General features: G+C 46.6%; 18 protein-coding genes. All 18 read left to right on the top strand.

What is annotated here, in order from left to right; all coding sequences use genetic code 11:
• Positions 1-214 precede the first annotated feature (214 nt).
• Positions 215-1,912, top strand: coding sequence for an ABC transporter substrate-binding protein (locus G3352_RS27960; RefSeq protein WP_481856341.1), 1,698 nt, complete (start codon positions 215-217; stop codon positions 1,910-1,912).
• Between the two features lie 267 nt (positions 1,913-2,179).
• Entirely contained in the window at positions 2,180-4,573 is a 2,394-nt protein-coding gene (locus tag G3352_RS27955; RefSeq protein ID WP_163761344.1) for a glycoside hydrolase family 95 protein, read from the top strand.
• A gap of 3 nt (positions 4,574-4,576) precedes the next feature.
• The gene (locus tag G3352_RS27950; RefSeq protein WP_163761343.1) at positions 4,577-5,923 is read left to right on the top strand and encodes a GH1 family beta-glucosidase; all 1,347 of its coding nucleotides are present in this window, start codon (positions 4,577-4,579) and stop codon (positions 5,921-5,923) included.
• A 398-nt stretch (positions 5,924-6,321) separates the two neighbouring features.
• Complete coding sequence (locus G3352_RS27945; RefSeq protein WP_091000449.1) at positions 6,322-6,585, top strand: hypothetical protein; 264 nt, start codon at positions 6,322-6,324, stop codon at positions 6,583-6,585.
• A gap of 317 nt (positions 6,586-6,902) precedes the next feature.
• The gene (gene cyoA, locus G3352_RS27940) at positions 6,903-7,856 is read left to right on the top strand and encodes a ubiquinol oxidase subunit II (RefSeq protein WP_163761342.1); all 954 of its coding nucleotides are present in this window, start codon (positions 6,903-6,905) and stop codon (positions 7,854-7,856) included.
• Between the two features lie 21 nt (positions 7,857-7,877).
• Positions 7,878-9,848, top strand: a complete 1,971-nt coding sequence (locus G3352_RS27935) for a cbb3-type cytochrome c oxidase subunit I (RefSeq protein ID WP_076291224.1) — start codon at positions 7,878-7,880, stop codon at positions 9,846-9,848.
• Entirely contained in the window at positions 9,849-10,469 is a 621-nt protein-coding gene (gene cyoC / locus G3352_RS27930; RefSeq protein WP_163761341.1) for a cytochrome o ubiquinol oxidase subunit III, read from the top strand. It abuts the gene before it with no gap.
• Complete coding sequence (gene cyoD, locus G3352_RS27925) at positions 10,470-10,799, top strand: cytochrome o ubiquinol oxidase subunit IV (protein WP_163761340.1); 330 nt, start codon at positions 10,470-10,472, stop codon at positions 10,797-10,799.
• Between the two features lie 205 nt (positions 10,800-11,004).
• A complete protein-coding gene (locus G3352_RS27920; protein ID WP_205525097.1) occupies positions 11,005-12,021 on the top strand; it encodes a LacI family DNA-binding transcriptional regulator in 1,017 nt (338 codons plus the stop codon).
• 156 nt (positions 12,022-12,177) lie between these two features.
• On the top strand, positions 12,178-14,508 hold the full coding sequence (locus G3352_RS27915) for a glycoside hydrolase family 65 protein (protein ID WP_163761338.1): 2,331 nt from the start codon (positions 12,178-12,180) through the stop codon (positions 14,506-14,508).
• A gap of 26 nt (positions 14,509-14,534) precedes the next feature.
• Positions 14,535-15,821, top strand: a complete 1,287-nt coding sequence (locus tag G3352_RS27910) for an ABC transporter substrate-binding protein (RefSeq protein WP_163761337.1) — start codon at positions 14,535-14,537, stop codon at positions 15,819-15,821.
• Positions 15,822-15,880: 59 nt separating this feature from the next.
• Positions 15,881-16,777: a carbohydrate ABC transporter permease gene (locus tag G3352_RS27905; RefSeq protein WP_053780124.1), complete on the top strand. Its 897-nt coding sequence runs from the start codon at positions 15,881-15,883 to the stop codon at positions 16,775-16,777.
• A 14-nt stretch (positions 16,778-16,791) separates the two neighbouring features.
• The gene (locus G3352_RS27900) at positions 16,792-17,634 is read left to right on the top strand and encodes a carbohydrate ABC transporter permease (RefSeq protein WP_076291229.1); all 843 of its coding nucleotides are present in this window, start codon (positions 16,792-16,794) and stop codon (positions 17,632-17,634) included.
• Between the two features lie 56 nt (positions 17,635-17,690).
• Positions 17,691-19,892: an alpha-L-rhamnosidase-related protein gene (locus G3352_RS27895; protein WP_163761336.1), complete on the top strand. Its 2,202-nt coding sequence runs from the start codon at positions 17,691-17,693 to the stop codon at positions 19,890-19,892.
• Positions 19,893-19,911: 19 nt separating this feature from the next.
• Positions 19,912-20,601 (top strand): beta-phosphoglucomutase, encoded by a 690-nt coding sequence (gene pgmB, locus G3352_RS27890; RefSeq protein ID WP_163761335.1) that lies wholly within the window; start codon positions 19,912-19,914, stop codon positions 20,599-20,601.
• A 21-nt stretch (positions 20,602-20,622) separates the two neighbouring features.
• On the top strand, positions 20,623-22,266 hold the full coding sequence (locus tag G3352_RS27885; protein WP_163761334.1) for an alpha-glucosidase: 1,644 nt from the start codon (positions 20,623-20,625) through the stop codon (positions 22,264-22,266).
• 121 nt (positions 22,267-22,387) lie between these two features.
• Entirely contained in the window at positions 22,388-23,380 is a 993-nt protein-coding gene (locus G3352_RS27880; protein WP_163761333.1) for a zinc-dependent alcohol dehydrogenase family protein, read from the top strand.
• Between the two features lie 166 nt (positions 23,381-23,546).
• Positions 23,547-24,386, top strand: coding sequence for a 5-dehydro-4-deoxy-D-glucuronate isomerase (gene kduI, locus G3352_RS27875; RefSeq protein WP_163761332.1), 840 nt, complete (start codon positions 23,547-23,549; stop codon positions 24,384-24,386).
• The last annotated feature ends 18 nt before the right edge of the window (positions 24,387-24,404 follow it).

Here is a 24,404-nt window from a genome sequence, read left to right as displayed (position 1 = left end):
TAATGTAAGCACTTTCAGTAAGCGTTTTAAATTATTTTACGAAAACGTTTTACGTATTTTGAAGAGAGTTTTAAGAGTTTAGGTTTTGAGAAAAAAAGAGTACAAAATTAAATTTTTAGTAAGCGCATACAGAAATGTGTCTTACGAGCGGTATCCTCAGGCTTAAAGCCTGTTATACAGATAAAACCTTCATAAATAATAGGGGGACTAGACAATGAGAGGCAAAATGAAAGGCAATACACCCAAGACGTTTGCAATGTTGATGCTCGCAAGTGCAATGCTGGTTACAGCTGGCTGCGGAAATTCGGGAAGCAAAGAAACCTCCGAGTCCAGTGGAACCGAACCAGTTACCATTACATTCTTTGGTGCGGACGCCAGTCCAACCTGGAACAAAATGCAGGATGCAGTCGGTAAAGAGATTACCAAGCAAACAGGCGTTACAATTGAGGCTGAGTATGATGTGAACAATGGTGGCGATCAAAAAATTGCGCTTATGGCTGCTAGTGGTGAGTACCCTGATATTGTTTTTCCAAAAGGTAACTTGTCTAAACTTGTGGATGCAGGCGCGATGCTAGACCTGACCGATCTGATTGAAGAGCATGCTCCAAACCTGAAAAAAATATATGGGGACCAGATGAACCGGCTGAAATACAGTTCGGAGGATCAGGCCATTTATACAATCCCAACGAATATGGGTGTTGATAATGTTGCGTTTGACGCAACAGGCGGATTTGAAATTCAACAAAAGGTACTTAAAGAGCTCGGATACCCTGAAGTGAAAACACTAGAGGATTACGAGAATGTATTGAAAGAATATGTGAAAAAACACCCAAGCATTGACGGACAGCCGACTATTCCATTGACGCTGAATGCAGATGATTGGAAGATTATGATTACGGTAACGAACCCGGCATTCCAGGCAACAGGAGCACCGGATGATGGAGAGTATTACATCGATCCTGAGACTTATGAAGCTACGCTCCATTACAAACGTCCAGAGGAAAAAGAATATTTCCGCTGGTTGAATCATATGTACAATGAAGGACTGCTGGACAAAGATACATTTGTGCAGAAGGATGACCAATATAAATCTAAAATTGCAAGTGGCCGTGTACTCGGTCTGATTGACCAAGAGTGGAACTACCAAGAAGCTGAAAATGCACTCAAATCAGCGGGCAAAGATGACAGCACATATGCTCACTTCTCTGTATCTTTGAACAAGGACATTGTGGACCATACATTCCAACCAACTGGATTTGACGGATATGGTATCGGAATCACAACTTCTGCCAAAGATCCGGTTCGCATTATCAAATTCATGGACTGGCTCGCTTCGGACGAAGGTCAAGTGTTAAGAAACTGGGGTATTGAAGGCCAACACTACAATGTAGAAGATGGTCAACGGGTGATTCCTCAAGATATTCAGGATCGTAAAACCAATGACAACTCCAACTTTACCAAAGAAACAGGAATCGGGATGTACAGCGTGTTTAGTGCGAGATACGGTGATGGTGTGAAAGATTCCACGGATAACTATTACACAACGAACTTCCCTGAGCAGATCCAAGCTGGTTATACTGCGGCAGAGAAAGAAACGTTGAAAGCATATGGTATTACAACATGGAAAGAATTTTATCCTTCTGAAGATGATTTGCAACTGAAAGACTGGGGCGCAGCATACAACATGCCTGTACCTTCAGGTACAGATTATGAGGTAACTTTCCGAAAAACACAGGATATCGTGCGCAAACGTATTCCTGAAGCTGTTCTGACAACAACTGCGAACTTTGATAAAGTGTACGATGATTTCCTCGCTGAGTTGGACAAAGCCGGCGCAGTCGAAATGGAGAAACAGTATACCGTTTGGGTTAAAGATCGTGTTTCCCTGTGGACAGGTAAAGACGTAAAATAACTTATGTTTTAATTGAATAGGCGGAGATACAAAAAAAGGCCCTGAGATAGGGCCTTTTTTTGCTGCCATGTGATGTTTAACATTGACGCAAATTTCGAAATCAAATATAATTTCCTTACTGTAAGCACTTTCAGATAAACGACGATTTAGCATTGTAGGTAAGCGGGTTAGGAACAAGTAAAACAGTATTTATAGTGATTTTTTAGTTATATCGAAAACGTTTTAGTAATGATTGAAAAATAGCTGATTCATGAACAGGAGTTATCTATGTCCCCATTTAATGAGAGAACAAAAGAAAATCGTCTGTGGTACCGTCAGCCTGCTACTCGCTGGGAAGAGGCGTTGCCTATCGGGAATGGTCGCCTTGGCGGTATGGTGTACGGCGGAGCAGCGGATGAACAAATCCAGCTAAATGAAGATACATTGTGGTCCGGATTTCCGCGCGACACCATTCAGTACAGCAGTCAGCGGTATCTGAAACAGACCCGTGAACTGATTATGTCCGGGCAATATAGCGATGCTGAACAATTGCTGAACCGCGAAATGCTGGGACGTGATGTGGAAGCTTATCAGCCGATGGGCCACTTTAAGTTGCAACACGATGAACTGGATGGGAATTCGTACGATGAGTTTGAGCGGGAGCTTAATCTCCACACCGGCATTACAACGACGGAGTATTCATATAAAGGTATTCGTTATGTACGTGAAGTATATGCCAGTGCGCCAGATGATCTCATGATCTGTACCATCACTGCTGATCGTGAGGGATCTGTAAACGTAAGTGTTACGTTGGACAGTCCACATCCTTATCATGTTCAGGCTTCGGGCGATGCACTTACTTTGTTCAGTCGCTGTCCGAGTCATGTTGAATCGAATTACTTCAGGGATCATCCGGAGTCTGTCATCTACGAAGAAGATCGGGGAACGGCTTATGCTGTGCGATTGGCCGCGACTTTGACGGGCAAGAATGCCGAAATATCGGTTATGGATGGGAAACTTCATATTCAGGGAGCAGACCAGGTTATTTTTTATCTGGCAGCAGCGACTGCTTTTGACGGCTATGATGTGGCGCCTGTTAAGGATAGTATGCTTCTGGATCAGGAGTGCAGTGAGGTAATCACTAAAGCGATGGCTCATGGCATGAAGGCTCTTCGGGAGCGACATGTGATGGATCATGAAACTTTATTTTCAAGAGTATCAATTGATCTTGGCGCATCAGCCAACGAAGAATTACCTACAGATGAGCGACTGCAAGCTTACCAGGCTGGAGCCGATGATCCCGGCCTGGAGGCACTCTATTTTCAGTATGGTAGATATCTGTTAATGGGTAGTTCACGTGAAGGAAGCCAGCCAGCGAATCTGCAGGGAATCTGGAACCATCAGGTGGAGCCGCCTTGGCATAGTGATTACACGATTAATATCAATACGGAGATGAATTACTGGCCGGCCGAAGTATGCAATCTGAGTGAATGCCATGAGCCACTGTTTGGTTTGTTGGAGGATTTAAGCGATACCGGAAGAAGGACGGCACGCATTTTGTACGGAGCGCGCGGCTGGACAGCCCATCATAATGTGGATATTTGGAGAACATCCACGCCTACAGGCGGAGACGCAAGTTGGGCGTTCTGGCCAATGGGTGGCGTGTGGTTGACTTCACATCTATGGGAGCATTATCTGTTTACTCGTGATCAGCAATTTCTCGCGGAACGCGCGTATCCAATCATGAAGGAAGCGGCACTCTTCTGTCTGGACTGGCTGGTAGAGGGACCAGACGGATATCTGGTTACCGCTCCATCAACCTCTCCGGAGAACAAGTTCCTTACTGAGGAAGGAGAGGCTCGAAGCATCTCCATGGCTTCGACGATGGACATGACATTAATTCGTGAGTTGTTCGATCGATGCATTGAGGCAACCAAACAACTGGATGTGGATCAGCAACTGGCGAACGAGTGGAGCGAGGCACGTAGCAAACTCTATCCATTCCAGATCGGAAGCGAGGGGCAACTGCAGGAATGGTTTAAGGATTTTGCCGAATCCGAACCGGGGCATCGTCACGTCTCCCATCTGTATGGTCTATATCCGGGGGAGCAGATCAACCGACTGGATACGCCGGAACTGTTGGAAGCAGCGCGAGTGTCACTAGAACGTCGTATCTCACAAGGTGGCGGGCATACAGGTTGGAGCTGTGCCTGGTTGATCAATCTGTATGCGAGGCTGTTGGATAGCAAGCTTGCACATCAGTTTGTTCGTACATTGTTGGCTCGCTCCACGCATCCTAATCTGTTCGATGATCATCCGCCGTTCCAGATCGATGGCAACTTTGGAGGCACTGCGGGTATTGCCGAGATGCTGTTACAAAGCCATTTGGGTGAATTACATCTGCTGCCAGCGCTGCCTGTGCACTGGGCCAATGGCAGTGTGAAGGGACTTCGGGCACGAGGTGCATATACGGTGGCAATCGATTGGACAGACGGCAGAATCACCAGCGCCGAAATTAAGGCTGATCACGTCGGTTCAATAACCATTCGGAGTGCATGCCCATTGCGTGTGGAAGGAAACGATCAGGTCAAGTCGCAGCTTACACCTCAGGGTGATTATGTAGTTATTTTAACCATGACCGCAGGACAGATGATCCGCGTGTCATATGAGACGGAGGAGTAAACGATGACAATTTTTCAATTTCCACAAGATTTCCGCTGGGGAACAGCAACAGCTTCTTATCAAATAGAAGGGGCAGCGCAGGAAGGTGGACGCGGGGTATCCATCTGGGATACGTTTGCCCGTACGCCCGGCAAAGTTTTTAATGGAGACAATGGTGATGTGGCTTGTGACAGTTACCACCGTTACGAGGAAGACATCGAGCTGATGAAAAAGCTTGGGATCAACACCTACCGATTCTCCATCGCCTGGCCGCGTATTATTCCTGATGGAGATGGCGAGATCAATCGGGAAGGATTGGACTTTTATCATCGATTCGTGGATAAGCTGCTTGAAGCAGGAATCGAACCCTTCTGTACACTGTATCATTGGGACCTGCCTCAGACACTTGAGGATATCGGAGGTTGGGGCAATCGCAGGACGGTAGATGCATTTGTAAAATATGCTGAAGTTATCTTCAAGGAGTTTTCCGGTAAAATTAATTTCTGGCTGACTTTCAATGAACCATGGTGTATTGCGTTTCTGTCCAACCTGCTTGGCATTCATGCGCCAGGAAATAAGGACCTGCAAACATCCATTAATGTTGCTCATGGATTGCTCGTTGCTCACGGTAAAGCCGTTCAATCGTTCCGTCGGTTGGGTACAACTGGACAAATTGGTATTGCACCCAATGTATGCTGGGCTGAGCCTTACAGCAAATCTCCAGAAGATCAGGCAGCCTGCGACCGTTCCATTGCACTGAATACCGATTGGTTCCTAGACCCGATCTACAAAGGATCGTATCCACAATTTATGGTGGACTGGTTCGCAGAAGCTGGAGCTACCGTACCAATTCAGGAAGGCGATATGGAAATCATCTCGCAACCCATTGATCTGTTGGGCATTAACTATTACACCATGGGAATCAATCGTTTCAATCCAGAGGCGGGGGCATTGCAATCCGAAGAGGTGGATATGGGACTTACCAAGACCGATATTGGCTGGCCTGTGGAATCACGCGGACTGTATGAGTTCATGCACTATTTGCAAAAGTACGGAAATGTGGATATCTACATCACAGAAAATGGAGCTTGCATCAATGATGATTTGGAAAACGGCAAAATTAATGATGGCCGCCGGATTGCATACTATGAGCAGCATTTGGCCCAAATTCATCGGATTATCAATGACGGCATTAATCTGAAAGGCTATATGGCTTGGTCTTTGATGGATAACTTTGAGTGGGCGGAAGGATACCGTATGCGCTTTGGTCTGGTGCATGTGGATTACCGTTCGCTGGTCAGAACACCTAAAGAAAGCTTCTATTGGTATCAGAATGTGATCAAAAATAATTGGGTGGAAACACGAATTTAGGCTGCTCTTCAATGTTGAGGAAGTAACGTTGTGAACTTATCATTAAATAAGTAATTTAACGTTAGTTCTATTGTTAAGCGCAGGGCAAACGTGTTAATCAGAAAAAAGACGGTACATCGGAAACCCGATGCACCGTCTTTTTTTGTTATTTAATTTCAGCGAAGAGTGCACATGTTCATGAAGGTTTCATAAGGTCTGGACTGTTTCATGTTATGAGAAGAGCGTTTTTGGGTTATAAGAAGTAAGAAGAAGTAATCTGGTCCTTGTCAACAGTTAAAATACAAATAAAGTGTCCAAATTGCGAAAGAAATTTGAACATTTGTTGACTAAAAATCATACTGATGTGGTATATTGGTATAAGGAAAGCACTTACAAAAAGGGAAAAGGAAGTGTTTACTATGGCATCGAAGACAGCAATGGTAAGCCAATTGGAGCGCAAAGATAAAAATATGCGGCGTGCAGTGTTAACGATGACAGTTCTGGCTTGGATTGCCCTCATTACGGGAGTAATCATGTGCCTGATTAACCTGAATGATTTTAATGATCGTAACCTCGGATTAATGGTGGGTATCGGTTTCTTGGTGGGTAGTGTATTTATTTACGTAATTGCCAAATCGATTGGACTTGTTCATACACGCCGGGAAGACGAAGGCGCCGATTAAATAATCTTGCGTTATTTCGTTCATAATAAGACTGGATGAGCACCCGGAATCCCAGTCAATAAAGCCCTTTGCGGATTCGTTGATACTGTTCAACGGGACTGCAAAGGGTTTTATTTTGTGACTTGAAGTGTAAAGATTACAATGAGGAAATATCAAGTGTGCAAGCGATTTGTGAGAAAAAATTCACACATTTAAGGTGCAAAATCGACAAATTTGTTAACATGAACAAAAAAGTTGCTCATTTCTGATATCTTTAGATGGAAGAGAGTAGTATACTGTTTTTTCAGTATGAGCGAATTTAAGGAGAGGGGATCAAGATGAACAAGAAACCTAGGTCGCTAATTCGGATAATCATTCCGGTTGTCCTGACGTTGGTTACAATTGCATTGATTGTCTGGCCAATGCTGGCAGGCGGGCAGTACGTTGTTCTGGATCCGAAAGGGCCTATTGGCGCTTCGCAGAGAGATTTGATTGTCATTTCGACAATTCTGTGTGCAGTCGTTATTGTGCCTGTATTGATTTTGTCTGCTGTAATTGTATGGCGTTACCGCGACAAACCGGACAATAAAGCTGCTTATGAGCCTAACTGGTCTCATAGCACTAAAGCGGAGGCTATCTGGTGGACCGTTCCGATTATCATTATTGGTTTGCTGGCGATTGTAACCATTCGCTACACCTATGATCTGGAACCTTCGAAGCCAATGGCTTCCGAGAAAGCACCGGTGACCATTCAAGTATCTTCACTGGACTGGAAATGGTTGTTTATGTATCCGGAGCAAGGTATTGCAACGGTCAACACGTTGAATATCCCGGCAGACCGGCCCGTAAAATTTGAGCTCACCGCGGATTCACCGATGAACTCGTTCTGGATTCCGCAACTTGGTGGACAGATTTATACAATGTCGGGTATGGCGATGACCTTGTACTTGCAAGCTGATCATGAAGGTCAATATTGGGGTTCAGGTGCCAACTTTACCGGGGAACACTTTGCCCAAATGCGTTTTGATGTCAATGCTACATCAGAAGAAGATTTCGACAAATGGGTGAATGAAGTGAAACAACAATCCCAACCGCTGACGCAAGAAATGTATAAAACACTGGCGGAACCGGGAACAAGCAATGTAGCTTATTATTCTTCCTTCCCAGAAGGATTGTTCCAGGACATCGTGACCAAGTATGTTGTTGATGGTCAAAGTGCTCATAGTAAGCACGGTGAAGCTTCTGGTGCCAAAGAGATTACTACGCAAGACGTGGACAAGAGTGCTAACTAAAGATTCGAAAGGAGGCCCCCAATGTTAGAGAGACTTAAGGAGTTTGCATCGGAGTTTTTCGTTACCGGTGATCCGCTGATTTATGGTGCGGACGTGGCGATCGGAATTACGATGATTACCATCGTAGCGGTGTTGACTTATTTCAAAAAATGGGGCTGGCTCTGGCGTAACTGGTTAACTACCGTCGATCATAAAAAGATCGGTATTATGTATATTATTGCTTCCATTATCATGCTTTTCCGTGGTGGTGTGGATGCACTGATGATGCGTCTTCAGCTAGCTATGCCTAACATGGATTTCTTACATCCCGAGCATTATAATCAGGTCTTTACGACTCACGGTACGATCATGATCCTATTCATGGCGATGCCGTTTATGTTCGGTTTATTTAATGTTATTGTACCGCTTCAAATAGGGGCAAGGGACGTTGCGTTCCCGTTCCTGAATGCACTAAGCTTCTGGTTATTCTTCCTGGGAGCAATGCTGTTCAACCTGTCCTTCGTTATCGGTGGTTCACCGGACGCAGGCTGGCTCAGTTATCCACCTTTATCGGAGCTATCGCATAGCCCGGGGGTGGGACAAAACTTCTATATATGGGGTATTCAGATTTCGGGTATCGGTTCCCTGGCTACCGGTATCAACTTCCTGGTTACCATCATTAAAATGCGTGCGCCAGGCATGAAATGGATGAAAATGCCGATGTTTACATGGTCGGTATTCTCCACTTGTATTATCATTCTGTTTGCATTCCCAATCTTGACAGTGACACTTGCATTGCTCTTCCTCGACAGGTTTGCGGGGGCGCATTTCTTCACACTTGATTTGGGCGGTAATCCGATGATGTATATCAACTTGATCTGGATGTGGGGTCACCCTGAGGTATATATCGTTGTCTTGCCGGCATTCGGCGTGTTCTCCGAGGTTGTAAGTACATTCTCGAAGAAAAAATTGTTTGGTTACAAATCAATGGTATTTGCGATGCTGATCATTAGCTTCCTGTCCTTCTTTACATGGGCGCATCACTTCTTCACGATGGGTTCGGGAGCAGATGTCAATGCATTCTTCGCCGTTACCACGATGTTGATTGCCATACCAACAGGGGTTAAGATATTTAACTGGCTGTTCACCATGTTCCGAGGAAGGATACGCATGGATACTCCGATGCTATGGACAATAGCATTTATACCATGCTTTATCGTCGGGGGGATGACGGGGGTTATGTTGTCCGTTGCACCTGCTGACTTCCAGTTCCACAACAGTTACTTCCTGATTGCCCACTTCCACCAAGTATTGATCGGTGGTGTAGTATTCGGATACTTTGCAGGTCTGTACTACTGGTGGCCTAAAATGTTTGGATTCCAACTACCTGAAAAACTGGGTAAATGGGCTTTCTGGACTTGGAATATCGGTTTCTATGTCTGCTTCATGCCGCAGTACGCTGTCGGTTTGATGGGTATGACACGTCGTCTGAGCACCTATGGCTGGGATACTGGCTGGTGGGAACTGAACTTTGTATCCACAATCGGGGCATTCCTGATGGGTGTCGGATTCTTGTTCCAGGTTGCACAAATCGCAGACGGCATTCGGAAATACAAAACACTCAAAGCTTCTGGCGACCCTTGGGGTGGTCGTACGCTCGAGTGGTCGATTCCTTCACCTGCTCCTGAATATAACTTCGCCATTACACCGCGCGGAGATGATATTGATGAGTGGTGGGAAGAGAAAGAACGTCGTGCCAAAGGAATTTATCCACCTGAACAGCCGCTTGAGCCGATTCATATGCCTAAGAATTCCGCGATTCCGTTCATCATGTCTATATTCTGGTTCATTGCCGGTTTCGGCTTTGTATTCGGATGGCTGTGGATGGCGATTCTTGGACTCGCTGGCGTAGGGATTTGCATGATCGCTCGTTCATTCTCATACGATACGGATTATTATATTCCGGTTGACGAAATTAAGCGTACCGAAGCGTCGTTAAGGGGGTCGGTATAAATGGCTCAAGTAGCCGCGAAGCACGGTCATGACCATGCACATGATCATGACCATGGTCACCATGACCCGCAAGAATTGAAAATACTCGGATTCTGGTTCTTCCTGATTTCCGACGTTATCCTGTTCTCCGTATTGTTCGCAACCTTTATTGTGTTGCGTGACAATACGGCGGGCGGACCTGTGTTGTCTGAATTGATCAAAATGCCTGGTGTTATTGCCGAAACATTTATCTTGCTTACAAGTTCATTTACAAGTGGACTTGCGGTTCTTGCCATGAATCAGGGCAAGGTGAAGCAATTGATCAGCTGGCTGGCAGTTACAGCTGTTCTGGGTGCGAGCTTTATCGCCCTGGAAGTAACGGAGTTTATTGAGTTGATTCACGAAGGGTTCAGTTATACAACGAGTGCAGCTTCTGGTGCATTCTTCACCCTTGTGGGTACTCACGGACTTCACGTATCGCTCGGTCTGATCTGGATGATCGGATTGATGCTGCAACTGAAAAAACGTGGAATTACCGATGTAACCCGCGGTAAAGTCAACGTAATCAGCTTGTACTGGCACTTCTTGGACGTCGTCTGGATTTTCCTCCTGTCGGTCGTCTATCTGATGGGGGTGATGTAGATGGCAGAACATAACTCACATGAATCCCATGGCCACGAGCAGCATGGTTCACTCAAGTCCTATGTCATCGGCTTCATTCTGTCCGTCGTCCTCACAATCATCCCACTTGTGGTGGTTCTGAATGATATGATGGGCAGAACAGCTACACTGGCTGTTGTTTTGGTAACAGCTGCATTTCAGTTCGTGGTTCAACTCTTCTTCTTCATGCATATCCGTGAAACGGAAAAACCACGCTGGAATGTAATGGCTCTGATTTTTGGTCTATTGATCATGCTGACCATCGTCATTGGTTCTGTCTGGATCATGTTGAACAATACAGTTGCACATTAAGTTTTAGGCAATAGCTTAGGGATCTCCCGACTTTATTTAAAAGTCGGGAGATCTTTTTTGATTGCACGGAATGCGGGTAGAATAAGGTAAGGGACAGACGAGTTCCAAAAAGTCGAAAATAATGTCGAAAAAAGTTCTTGATTTTTCTTCTCGAATCCGTATACTCAGAAATATAAGTAATCCGAAACGTTTTGGAGGAAAGCAATTGGCTACAATCAAAGACATATCACAGAAGACGGGATTTTCGATTACGACCGTATCCAGAGCTCTGAATGGGTACTCGGACGTCAGCGATAGTACGCGCAAATTGATTAAAGAAGCCGCCGAAACCCTGAACTATAGTCCGAATGGTCTAGCGAGAGGCCTGGTCATGAAGGAAACCAAAACGCTGGGGTTGCTCGTATCAGGCATGACGTACAAAAACATCGATAACAACTTTGTTTTCGAAGTGCTTTGCGGTATTAATGATAGCGCTGCCAATTCGGATTATGATCTGATTTTGTTCAGCACGAATACAGCGAAGCAAAAGATGAAAACGTACACACAGCTGTGCAGGGAACGAAAGGTGGATGGCGTCATTCTTCAGGGTGTGAAGACGGATGATCCGTATTTGCAGGAAGTATTGGATAGTGACATTCCTTGTGTATTAATTGATATCCCCATTCACAGTGAATATGTTGGTTTTGTATCAACGAATCACAAACAAAGTGCACAGACTGCTGTAGAGCACCTTATTAGTTTGGGTCATCGGCAGATTGCCATGGTGAATGGTTACCCGGAGGCTTTTGTTTCCAAGGAGCGCTATGAAGGATATTCCGATGCAATGAGCAGCGCAGGATTCAGCTTGAAGCCTGAATGGATCGTAAACGGGAATTTCACGGAAGAGGAAGCACAGCAGCAAGCAGCAGAGTTGTTGAAGGCTTATCCGGAAATTACGGCAATCTTTTGTGCAAGCGACATGATGGCTCTGGGTGTAATGAAGGCTGCGAATGAACTAGGTATCACTATACCGGATGAATTGTCTGTAGTGGGATTTGATGACATTCCGACAGCCGCTTATTTTCAACCACCACTCACCACCATCGGACAGAACATGTATCAGTTGGGACATGAAGCTGCAAACCTGCTGATGGGCATGCTGAGATCGGAAAACAGCCCCAAATTTAATATTTTGCAAAATGAATTGGTTTTGAGATCCTCGACAGCCAAACCAGGTCGCTGAGTTTAGTTGAGAACACGGTTCACGAGGGCTTGCAAAATGAACGAGATGAAGAGAGCACCGAAATGTTTTATTAAATCCGAAACGTTTCGGTATTATTTTTACTCAAATCCAAAACGTTTCGGATACATCATAAGATAGACATAGGGGGAATACACATTGCTGAAATACGATGCAGGACAAGGAGAATGGAGTAACTGGCTGGTAACTGAAACCGGGTTTGATCCGGCTCATCAAGGGAAAGGCGAAGCTGTGCTCTCACTTGGAAACGGCTACATGGGACTTCGCTCCGCAACGGACGAGAATTATGTTGGACAAGTGCGGAACTGGTTCGTAGCTGGAACCTTCAATAAGTTTGACGAACATGAAGTAACTGAACTCCCTAATGCAGCAGATGTGACGGAGCTTTCAATCACCCTGAATGGGGAAACCTTCAGCTTGGAAAAAGGAAGAACGATCAGCTACAGTCGTCAACTGAATCTCAAAAACGGTGAGCTGACTCGTAACGTGGTATGGCAGAGCCCAACAGGAGAAAGCTTTGAACTTCAATTCCGTCGTTTTGTTTCCTTGAGTAACCGTCATCTGGTTGGTTCATCCGTAAGCATCAAGCCACTGGATGGTCAGGCGCGTGTTCACATTGCATCCGGTATTAATGGACAATGGACGAACTCGGGTGCGCAGCATTTCACAGAAGGCGAAAAACGCATATTTGAAAAGACATATATTCAAATGACGTCAACGACGACACAATCTGCTATTGATTTTGTAACCAATACGGTGCACCACTGGCAGCTGAATGGTGAAAAGGTTGAGCCGGAACTGCGTCAAACGATGGGACGTCGCAAGGTTGGCATCGAAGGCACAGTGACCGTGGAAACCGGACAATCGGTAACACTGGAAAAAATCTCGAATGTGCATACCAGCCGCGATCTGGTGTACAGCAACGGTGGATATTCACTGGATCAAATGCGTGAATCGGCGCTGACAGAGCTGAAGCAAGAGTCGCAAAAAGGGTATGATCAGCTATTTCGTGAAAGCGCTAACTCCTGGGCGGATACTTGGTCCACGTACAATATTGAAGTGGACAGCACAAGTGGTTATGACCAGCTTGCCATCCGTTTTGCCATCTATCACCTCGTCATTATGACACCTGCGCATGATAATCGCATGGGCATCGGGGCGAAAGGATTAAGTGGTGAAGGGTATAAGGGACATTCCTTTTGGGATACGGAAATCTTCATCCTTCCATTCTTCATCTACAGCAATCCCAAGATCGCAAGATCCTTGCTGGAATATCGATATCAGGGGTTGGATGGAGCTAGAAGCAAGGCCAAGGAGAACGGATTCGAAGGAGCCATGTATCCGTGGGAAGCAGCCTGGATCGAAGATGGCGAAGTTACACCGGTATGGGGAGATGTAGATATCGTAACCGGAGAACAGACGAAGATCTGGTCCGGCTTCATTGAACAGCATATTACCTCTGACATCGCTTATGCCGTTTGGCATTACGTCCAGTCTACAGGTGATGAGGCGTTCATGGATCAATATGGCTACGAAATCATTTTTGATACAGCAACGTTCTGGGCCAGCCGTTTGGAGTGGGATGAGGCCAAGGGCCGCTATCATATCAATGAGGTTGTTGGACCGGATGAGTATAAGGAACATGTGGACAACAATGCTTTTACCAATCATATGGCTCACTTCAATATGGAACTGGCCATTCAATATTATGAACAGCTTCAACAGGAGAAACCTGAGTTGCTCAAAGCATTGTCTGCGAAGCTTGACCTGACATCTGCTCGGGAAGCGTGGAACAAGCTGAATCAAATGTATCTGCCAGGGCCAAATGAACAAGGACTTATTCCACAAGATGATACTTACTTGAAGAAGAAAGTTATTGATCTTACCCCTTATAAAAATCAGACGAAAGTCGCCAGCATCTTCAATGACTACAATCTGGATCAGGTTGGTGAAATGCAAATTTCGAAGCAGGCTGACATCATGATGCTGTTCTTCCTGCTTGAGAATAAATTTGAACCCGCTATCAAACGTGCGAATTATGACTACTACGAGGAAAAAACATTGCATGATTCCTCACTGTCCCTATCGACGCACAGTATCCTTGCCAGTGATTTCGGTGATCGTCCGCTCGCATATGATCTGTTCCGCCGGGCGTCTGAGATTGATCTGGGACCGCATATGCACTCTTCGGATGCAGGCATCCATTCAGCATCTCTGGGCGGAATATGGGAATGTGTTGTGATGGGATTTGCCGGAGTTCGCATGTTGGATGGCCAGCTTCATCTTGATCCGAAGCTGCCAGAATCCTGGAGCAGTCTGAAATTCCCGCTTTACTGGCAAAACCAGCTATTGCATATCACAATCACGTCCGAGGGTATTCTAATCGAGAGTGATGCAGAGGAAGAAATTTCTCTCCTTCTGTCCGGTCAGCAAGTTACTTTCAGCAAACGGTTTCAAACCTTGGTTTAATATAAATCCATGTGGAGGTCATTCAAATGAAAAAAGGGTCCGCAAGTTTGGTCATGATGCTGATTTTGGTATTAGTGTTATCCGCGTGTTCTTCAGGTGGAAGCAACAGTGCAGAAGGTGGAAAAGGAGAAAAAGTAAAACTCACCTTCTCCGTATGGGGAGATGTCAACTCCGGTGCGGATGAAGTGAAGCTTGCGGAAGAGTTCAATGCTACACATCCGGATATCGAAGTGAAGTTTGAGCCAATTCCAAGTGAAGGTTATGGAACAAAACTTACTACATCTCTGGCAGCAGGTCAGGCACCAGACGTATTCCTGGTTGGTGAAGGCGACTACTACAAATACGTTGATAAAGGTGTAATTGAGCCACTTGATGAGTATTTGAGCAAAGACACTGCCTTTAATCTAGATATTTTCCAAAAGGATCTCATTGAAAATATGAAAATCGAAGGCAAACAATACTACTTGCCTAAAGATTTCAACCCACTTGCACTTTGGTACAACAAACGCATGTTTGATGAAGCGGGAATCCCTTATCCAACAGATGAATGGACATGGGATGACATGATTGCAACTGCACAAAAACTGACTAAAAAAGATGGCAATAAATATACTCAATTCGGTTTCAATGCAGGCAAATGGGAATATCCAATCTATACGTACCTGTGGGATTACGGTACAGATATCGCGAATGAGGATGGAACAGCTGCGGAAGGCTACATGAACAGTGAAAAAACGATAGCGGCAATGGATCAATATGTATCCTGGTCTCAAGGAGATAGCCGTGTATCCCCGACGCCACTGGATTCCGAGACGCTTGGCGGAGATTCATCGATGTTCATGACAGACAAGCTCGCTATGATGATTACAGGTCGTTGGATCAAAGGTGATCTCGACAAATCTGATGTTCAATATGGTTCTGCACTTATTCCACAAAATACGGATGGTACTCGTTCAAGCATCATCGCAAGTGCGGGTTGGGCGATCAACGCAGCCGGTAAAAATAAAGAAGCGGCTTACGAACTGGTGAAATGGCTCTCGGGTACAGATGCACAGAAGCTTCGCTCTGCAAACGGTAAAGTACTGCCAGCGACTGTGAAGGAATTGGACGAAGTCAAAGCCAAAGAAGTAGCAGACAAACCGGTCATCGAAATGATGGATTATGCTAAAAAGCCGGTAACCATGCGTTCTACAAACGGACCTGCGTTTGTTGAAGAATTCACCAAGGCGCTTGAAAAAGTGCTGCTTGGCAAACAGGATGTCAAAGGCGCTCTGGATGAAGCTGCGAAGAACGTTGACAGCAAAATCAAGTAAAAACCATGCGGGTGAGTCGGCGGCCATGCTGATTCACCCTCTTCATCAAGGAGGCTGCTATGCGTAATTCTAAATCCGAGCGTGCCGGGTATTGGTTCATTTTGCCCTGGCTTATAGGCTTGTTACTCTTTACCATTGGTCCAATGTTATTCTCTCTGCTGCTGGCTTTTAGCAAATGGGATATTATTACCGGCGTACAATCGATCGAATGGGTTGGTCTGGATAACTTCAAAACGATGTTTCATGACGAGCTGTTCTATCAATCGTTGAAAGTTACCTTTATTTTCGCTCTGGTATCCGTACCGCTGTATCAGGTGGCATCACTGCTTATCGCCTTGCTGCTGAATATGCGGAACAGAGGAATGAAATTTTTCCGATTAATTTATTTCATGCCATCCGTCATTCCGGCTGTAGCTGCATCAATGATGTGGATTATGATTTTCAATCCGGAATACGGCATTCTGAACCGGGCGCTTGCCTTTTTCGGCGTACAAGGGCCAGCTTGGCTTCAAGATCCGAGCTATGCGCTGGGCGCACTGATTGTCATGGGTTTGTGGGGCGTCGGCAACACGATCATCATTTATTTGTCTGGCTTGCAGGGAGTTCCCGAAGAACTGTATGAAGCTGCCAATCTGGATGGTGCGGGACCGTTTCAACGGTTTTTCAACATCACATTGCCTATGATTTCCCCAACGGTATTCTTCAACGTAATTATGGGGATTATCGGCGGATTCCAGTATTTCACACAAGCATTTGTTATGACCAATGGGGGACCGCTTAACTCGACCTTGTTCTATAACTTGTATCTGTACAATAAAGCTTTTACCGATTTTGAAATGGGTTATGCTTCGGCATTGTCCTGGGTATTGTTCATCATCATTCTGGCGTTTACGCTGCTGGTCATCCGCAGTTCTTCGATGTGGGTCTATTACCAGGGCGATAACGAAAAGGATTGAGAGGAGGACAAATGATGAATCAAGCAACGACACGGAAACCGGTCTACTCGAAACTATTCTCTATGCTCATGCTTCTTGCTGGTGCGGCCGTCGTGCTGATCCCGCTGTTATGGACGTTTGCAACGTCTCTTAAAACACCTGCCGAGGTGTTCAAAGATGATTTTTTCCCGGCTGTATGGATGTGGTCTAACTATAAAAATGCCGTTCTGGCCATCCCGTTTTTTACATTTTTGAAAAATACGCTGATTATTCTGATTCCGGTATTAGTCGGTACCGTATTCTCGTCTGCCCTATGTGCGTATGGTTTCGCCCGGTTTAACTTCCGCGGCAAACGCACATTGTTCCTGGTGCTATTGGCGACGATGATGCTGCCTTCACAGGTAACGATGATCCCGATGTTCATCATGTTCAAGGAAATCGGCTGGGTTGATACATTTTTACCACTCATTATCCCTGCATTCTTCGGGGGCGGAGCGTTTAACATCTTCCTGATCCGCCAGTTCATGCGCGGCATTCCGCGTGATCTCGATGAGTCCGCTTTTGTAGATGGAGCAAACAAAATGCAGATTTTCACTAAAATCATGCTGCCACTTTCCATGCCGCCGCTGATTGCTGTTTCCATCTTTACTTTTATGGGCGTATGGAATGACTTCCAGGGACCACTCATTTATCTGAACTCTAGTGAGAAATATACGTTGGCTCTCGGATTGTCCATGTTCAAAGGGCTGTATAACGTGGAATGGAACATGCTCATGGCTGCAACGATGCTAATTATGCTTCCGCCACTCCTTGTGTTCTTTGTTGCACAAAAATACTTTATTGAAGGCATTTCTATCTCTTCTGCAATCAAGGGCTAATCGTCTGTATTAATAGAAGAGACAAGCGGTGAGCCAAACCGCAGAGGAGGACTACCATGGCCACATTAACAAGCAGACATCCATTTAATTTGTATTATAACGCAGGTGAATATGTAAAGATTTGCGGTACCCAGGACGGATACTTTCCTGATTTTGGGCATCATATGGCTAACGAAATGGGCGGTGTATGGCTGCATCCGATCAAGCTGCTGGACGGCTTCTGGCTGAAGGTAACCGATCTGGATCGCAACATTGCGGTATGGGCAAGGGCAGATGGATTCACAAGTGAATCCTGGGGCGGAAGCCGGTTCGATTATGATCACGGTTTGAGTCACATTCCGGTATCCATTGAACGCAACCAGTTTGCCCCCGATTATGAAAAAGGCATGGTCGCTGAATATGAGATCAGCGCTTACGGCAAAGGAACAACCCGGCTCAAGCTGGAGCTGCTGTCGCGTACCGATCTCCGTCCAGTGTGGTATTCGGATGAGATCGGAATTTTCCCAGGAGCGGGTGAAACGGCAGAAGCTATTTCGCCGCGCAAAGTCATCGTCAAAGATGATGCCCAAGACTGGTACGCCATGATTGGAAGTGACCTGCCTGGAACGGAAATGACCGTTGGTCCTGAAATTTACGGACCAGAACTGACGGCAGGCAAGGGCACAGGCATTTCTTTTGTAACCGAATGCACGCTGGAGGAGAAGGATGTGTTCCGCTTCCGGTTATTTGTTGCCGGTTCGGAGTCGTCCCGTGAAGCCTGTGAGCAGACTTATGCAGTTATCGAACGTGACCACGTCAGCTTGAAAGAGCAGAAGCAGCAGCTCTACGACAAGTTGGATCAGCGCGCAGTGCTGAACATTGAAGGCGAAGATGATCTAAACGAGCAATTTGCCTGGGTGAAGCGCAATAATCAGTGGCTGGTGCAGCAAGTAGACGGAATTGGTCGTGGATTGACGGCAGGTGGACCCACGTATCCGTGGTGGTTCGGCTGTGACAGTACGTATGCGCTTCAGGGTGTTCTTGCTACGGGAGATCATCAACTGGTGCGGGATACGTTGAATCTGTTGCTGGAGAAATCCAAGGAAGCGAACGGCAATGGACGTTTTGTGCATGAAGTGACCACGATAGGAGCGGTGTCTAACCGCGGCAACACGCAGGAGACGGCACACTATATCGCCTTTGTATGGGAAATGTTCCTGTGGACCGGAGACGATGCACTTCTGCGCGAGCATTATGACTATTGTGTTCAGGGAATCGACTGGCTGCTGGGTGAGATGGACCCGGACGGAGACCTCTTCCCTTCCGGTTACGGCATCATCGAAATTGCCGGCTTGAATATGGAATTGATTGATAGTGCCGTATATACTGCGAAGGCACTTCAGGCCCTTGAGCACATGAGTCTCTATTTGGGTGAAACGAAGCGGCATCAGACATATCAAAAACTGGCCGAACAAACGGTACGCGCAGTGAATGATGTGTATTGGTCTGAAAAAGACAGCCTATATGCGGATGCCGTTGCACCTATTTCCGATATTGTGCCCAAGGTAGATTACATGGTTTCTCTCGCTGAAAAGCAAGGGATCAAAGACTACCGGGAGTACGTGGAAGGATTGCTTGCCGATGCAGGTGAGAATCAGAAAGATCGCGGTTGGCTGCTGAACAAAAACTGGGTCATTGTCACCCCCATGGAAGCAGGAATTGCCGATCAGTACAAAGCACAGCGTGCGCTGGAAGCGATGCGAAACCGCGACTTTATCGGTGAATACGGTACGTATCTTGCTGCCATGTATCAACAGGGCACGATGACAATCTCTACCGGAGCACATGCGGTTGCAGAAGCTGCGTACGGGCATCCGGATCACGCACTGGATTTACTGCGCCGAATGGGGAAAAGCTTCTCACGTGTAGTGCCAGGTTCATTCTCGGAGATGTCCCCGGACTACGGCTGTGTCGTACAGGCGTGGACCATCTATGCACTGGCTGTACCAGTCGTGCGACACTTCTTCGGCGTTCAACCGGAAGCACAGCACCGTCGTGTAACTTTATCACCTGATATGCCGCAGGCATGGGAAAACAAAACATGCAGTCTGAAACATCTGATGGTAGGCGATGCGGAGTTCGATATTCATTTTGAATCCCGTGAGGGCAAACGGGTTGCGAGCATTACCAACGCATCGGGCTGGACGGTCGTTCTGAACTGGAAGGGCGAGAGACGGGAAAGCAACGAGAAACGAATTGAATGGCAACTAGAGCAATAACATGGGGAGGAACGGGTAAATGAAAGGGAACGGAGCACTTCAAGCCGTTATTTTTGATTTGGATGGTGTCATTACCGACACGGCGGAGTACCATTATGTAGCGTGGAAAAAGCTGGGGGAATCGCTGGATATTCCGTTTGACCGGGAATTCAACGAGCAGTTAAAGGGCATTAGTCGCGGGGAGTCGCTGGCGCGCATTTTACGTCTTGGTGGCATGGAAGATGCATTTTCGGTTGAGGAAAAGGAAGAATTCGCACAGCGTAAAAACGAACATTATGTCTCGTTGCTGGATTCGCTGACACCGGAGCATACTTACCCTGGAATTCGGGAATTGCTGCTTGAGCTGAAAGCCTCCGGCATTCCTGCGGTGATCGCCTCGGCCAGCAAAAATGCTCCTCAAATTCTGAAGGCGCTGGAGTTGGACTCGCTGTTCCGCTATGTGGTACATCCGGATTCCGTACCACACGGCAAGCCAGCACCTGATCTGTTCCTGCGCGGAGCGGAAGAAGTAGGTGCTGAGGTTAAAGCCTGCATCGGCATCGAGGATGCGCAGGCGGGTATTGAGGCCATCAAATCCGCAGGCATGATCGCCGTGGGTATTGGTGAGGAAGCTGTACTTAAAGGTTCCGGAGTGGACGTGGTGCTGAAGGATACGACACAGCTCACGTTGTCATTCCTGGAGCGTACGTTGCAGGAGCACAGCCATTAAGCAGAAAAGGGGAGATGCAGCATGAACCGGGCATGGTGGAAAGAAGCCGTTGTATATCAGGTGTACTGGCGGAGCTTCCTGGATGCGAATGGAGACGGCATCGGGGATTTGGAGGGCTTGATGCTCAAGCTCGACTATATCAAAAGTCTGGGTATTGATGTCATCTGGCTTAATCCCATCTATGAATCGCCGGATAAAGACAACGGGTATGACATAGCGGATTATTACCGCATCATGGCGAAAGCCGGAACGATGGAGCAGTTCAAGCAATTGCTGGACAAGGTCCATGAACTGGGCATGAAACTCATTATGGATCTGGTGGTCAATCATACATCAGAGCAGCATGCATGGTTTGAAGAATCACGTTCATCTGTCGATAACCCGAAACGCGACTGGTATATATGGAAGCCGGGGAAACTGGATGGCCCGCCGAACAACTGGCGCTCCTATTTTGAACCGTCGACCTGGACATATGACGAGCGAACGGGAGAGTATTATTTCCACTCTTTTGCCAAGGAGCAGCCTGATCTGAATTGGGAAAATCCCGAGCTGCGTGAGGAGATTTATCGGATGATGCGTTTCTGGCTGGATCAGGGCATTGATGGCTTCCGCATGGATGTTATTAATCTGCTCGCCAAGCTGGAAGGTTTCCCGGATGCGGAGCACCCGGAGAACATTGATTATCTGGGCAATAATCCGGGTATTCATGAATATTTGCAGGAAATGAACCGGGAGGTTCTCCAGCATTATGACATCATGACCGTAGGAGAGATTCCATTTGTCACACCTGAGGATGGTCTCTTGTATGTGGGCGACAAAAGGAAAGAGCTGCATACGTTATTCCATTTCCAGGTGGCGGATGACATGCCTACTTGGGATCTGGCACGGTACAAGGAAATTCAGGAGAGCTGGTATGAAGCTTTCCGACATGAAGGTTGGAACTCCCAGTTCCTGAACAATCATGATCACACCCGACAGGCTTCAAGGTACGGAAATGATGGACAATACCGTGTGCAATCGGCCAAACAACTGGCGACCATGATTCATACCCTTCCGGGAACACCGTATGTATTCCAGGGAGAGGAGATCGGCATGACGGGTGTCCGGTTCTCTTCGATTGATGAATATCACGATATTGCAATGAAGAACAAATATAAGGAAGAAATCGGTAAAGGCCGTGCGCCAGATGAAGTGCTCCACAGTCTTCAGCCGCTGAGCCGGGATAATTCCCGCACACCAATGCAGTGGGACAGCAGCAAGCATGCCGGGTTTACCGAAGGGCAGCCGTGGATGCAGTTGAATCCCAACTATGAAGAGATTAATGTGGAGCGGGATTTGGCCGCGCAGGATTCCATATTTGCATATTATCAGCAGCTAATTGCCCTGCGTAAAACGCACGCGGTTATGGTCTATGGAGATTATCGTGACCAATCGGCAGGGGAAGAGCATGTATATGCATATAGCCGCAGTCTGGATGGAGAGACATGGCTTGTCATTCTCAATCACTCGGACCGGGAGCAGTCCTATCGTCTGCCTGCTTCATTCGCTGATCGAGCCACGAATGCCCGCTTTATCATTGGCAATCTGGATCGGTCAACCTCCGATGAGGTTAGCGAAGGCCACCTTCGTTTGCGTCCTTATGAGGCGCTCATTTACTCCTTATAATACATCGCAAGAGCACCAGAGCCTGGCGGGGATTTTTCCGTCGGGTTCTTTGATTTATCCCAACATTGGGGCACTAGTGTTATATTTTTATTTAAGAAAAATGATTTTAGGAGATGCAATAATGAAGACTAAGGTTATACGTTATTATCGTTTTGGCGAGCCGAGCGAAGTGCTGTGCATAGAGGAGAAGGAGATAGTGCCCCCTGGCCCCGGTGAATTAGCGGTGAGGATGTGCGCTCGGCCTATTAATCCTTCAGATGTCATTCCCGTTCGAGGCGCATATCCTCATCGGACGGCATTGCCAGCTGTACCTGGGTTCGAGGGAGTGGGGATCGTGGAGGCAGTAGGACCGGGAGTATCCAATCAACTGTTAGGCCAACGTGTCTTACCGCTGAGAGGCGAGAACACGTGGCAAGAGGTGGTGAAAACTTTGGATCGACATGCGATCATTGTGCCTGATGATATTAATGATCAATCGGCAAGTCAGATCTACATTAACCCGATAACAGCTTGGCTGATTTGTACGGATATACTTCATCTTACGTACGGTGATACCTTGATTGTCAATGCCGGTGGTTCCGCGATTGGGCGAATCTTCGCCCAATTATCGAAGATTCTGGGATTTCGTATGATTGCGCTCACAAGAAATGATTGCCATACTGCTGAGTTATATCGCCTTGGGGCAGCTTTTGTCGTGAATACGATGGAAGAGTTGTTACAGGAGAAAATTGCAGAATTAACGGAGGGGCGTGGCGCAAATGCGGCCGTCGACTGTATCGGAGGGGCAGATGGAGAGCAACTTGTGAGTTGTATAAGACCGCATGGAACCGTAATAAGCGTCGGACTGCTCTCGGGTATCTCACCGTTATGGCATGAGGTGACCCGCGGAACACAAGTTAACGTTAAACTCTTTTGGCTAAAGCATTGGGTAGAGCGATGTTCGCAAGAACAATGGGAACAGGTATTCAATGAAGTAATTGAGTTAGTTCGAGAAGGCCGACTATTGATGGCAAACATTGGGGCGACGTATGAGCTTACTAATGTGAAACAGGCCATTGAAACCGCTGAATCAAGCATCGAGGGAAAGGTTCTTCTATTAAGTCAATGCAAATAGATTGTAAAAATATCGTAGTTTAGATGCTGTTCGTATCATGAGGTTAGCCAATAATTACTGGTTAATCTTTTTTTATTTTTATAAAAAAAGGTACACAAAAGATACAAAATGAACTAAAATGAACTTATATGAACATTATCTGACTAACGAAAGGAATGGATTAATGATGCAAAACCGTTATGCTGCACACCCAAATGAAGTGAAAAACTATGATACATCCCGTCTTCGCGAGGAATTCCTGATGGAGCAATTGTTTGCCACAGATGAATTGGTAACCGTTTACTCTCATGTAGATCGTTATATTGTAGGAACAGCTGTACCTCAAAGCAAGGATATCGCACTTGAAGTGAATCTGAAGGATATCGGAACGAACTTTTTCCTGGAGCGTCGTGAAATCGGTATCATTAATGTTGGAGGTCATGGAACTGTGACAGCTGACGGTCAAGGATACGAGATTGGTGCGAAAGAGTGCCTGTATATCGGCAGAGGTGTAAAAGAGGTTGTGTTTAAGAACAGCGGCAACGATCAGCCAGCTCAGTTTTATTTTGTATCCACACCGGCGCACCACACATATCCAACAGTAAAAGCAACGCAAGAACAAGCTCAGCCGAACCACCTCGGCAGTATCGAAAGCTCGAACGAACGGACGATCTATCGCTATATCCACCAGGGAGAAGGAGGAATCCAGAGCTGTCAGCTGGTGATGGGTATTACGGAACTCGACAAGGGCAACATGTGGAATACGATGCCTGCACATACCCACAACCGCCGTTCCGAAGTATACTTGTATTTCAACCTGCCGGAAGATGGCGTGGTATTCCATATGATGGGTGAGCCAAACGAAACACGGCATTTGGTTGTACGTGACCGTCAGGCCATCATCTCTCCTAGCTGGTCCATCCACAGTGGTGTTGGTACGAGCAGCTATACGTTCTGCTGGGCAATGGCTGGTGAAAACCAGACGTTCGAGGATATGGACGGCGTGGCGATGAAGGACCTGAAATAGGCGCGTAAATTCCAAAGA

Source organism: Paenibacillus sp. ALJ109b (assembly GCF_010747435.1).
Taxonomy (GTDB): Bacteria; Bacillota; Bacilli; order Paenibacillales; family Paenibacillaceae; genus Paenibacillus; species Paenibacillus taichungensis.
Note: the sequence above shows the minus strand (reverse complement) of the source record. Positions and strands in the feature narration are given on the sequence as shown.

Coding starts and splice junctions, on each gene's coding strand:
- G3352_RS27960 (WP_481856341.1), top strand. CDS start 215: ATGAGAGGCAAAATGAAAGGCAATACACCCAAGACGTTTGCAATGTTG.
- G3352_RS27955 (WP_163761344.1), top strand. CDS start 2,180: ATGTCCCCATTTAATGAGAGAACAAAAGAAAATCGTCTGTGGTACCGT.
- G3352_RS27950 (WP_163761343.1), top strand. CDS start 4,577: ATGACAATTTTTCAATTTCCACAAGATTTCCGCTGGGGAACAGCAACA.
- G3352_RS27945 (WP_091000449.1), top strand. CDS start 6,322: ATGGCATCGAAGACAGCAATGGTAAGCCAATTGGAGCGCAAAGATAAA.
- cyoA (WP_163761342.1), top strand. CDS start 6,903: ATGAACAAGAAACCTAGGTCGCTAATTCGGATAATCATTCCGGTTGTC.
- G3352_RS27935 (WP_076291224.1), top strand. CDS start 7,878: ATGTTAGAGAGACTTAAGGAGTTTGCATCGGAGTTTTTCGTTACCGGT.
- cyoC (WP_163761341.1), top strand. CDS start 9,849: ATGGCTCAAGTAGCCGCGAAGCACGGTCATGACCATGCACATGATCAT.
- cyoD (WP_163761340.1), top strand. CDS start 10,470: ATGGCAGAACATAACTCACATGAATCCCATGGCCACGAGCAGCATGGT.
- G3352_RS27910 (WP_163761337.1), top strand. CDS start 14,535: ATGAAAAAAGGGTCCGCAAGTTTGGTCATGATGCTGATTTTGGTATTA.
- G3352_RS27905 (WP_053780124.1), top strand. CDS start 15,881: ATGCGTAATTCTAAATCCGAGCGTGCCGGGTATTGGTTCATTTTGCCC.
- G3352_RS27900 (WP_076291229.1), top strand. CDS start 16,792: ATGAATCAAGCAACGACACGGAAACCGGTCTACTCGAAACTATTCTCT.
- G3352_RS27895 (WP_163761336.1), top strand. CDS start 17,691: ATGGCCACATTAACAAGCAGACATCCATTTAATTTGTATTATAACGCA.
- pgmB (WP_163761335.1), top strand. CDS start 19,912: ATGAAAGGGAACGGAGCACTTCAAGCCGTTATTTTTGATTTGGATGGT.
- G3352_RS27885 (WP_163761334.1), top strand. CDS start 20,623: ATGAACCGGGCATGGTGGAAAGAAGCCGTTGTATATCAGGTGTACTGG.
- G3352_RS27880 (WP_163761333.1), top strand. CDS start 22,388: ATGAAGACTAAGGTTATACGTTATTATCGTTTTGGCGAGCCGAGCGAA.
- kduI (WP_163761332.1), top strand. CDS start 23,547: ATGCAAAACCGTTATGCTGCACACCCAAATGAAGTGAAAAACTATGAT.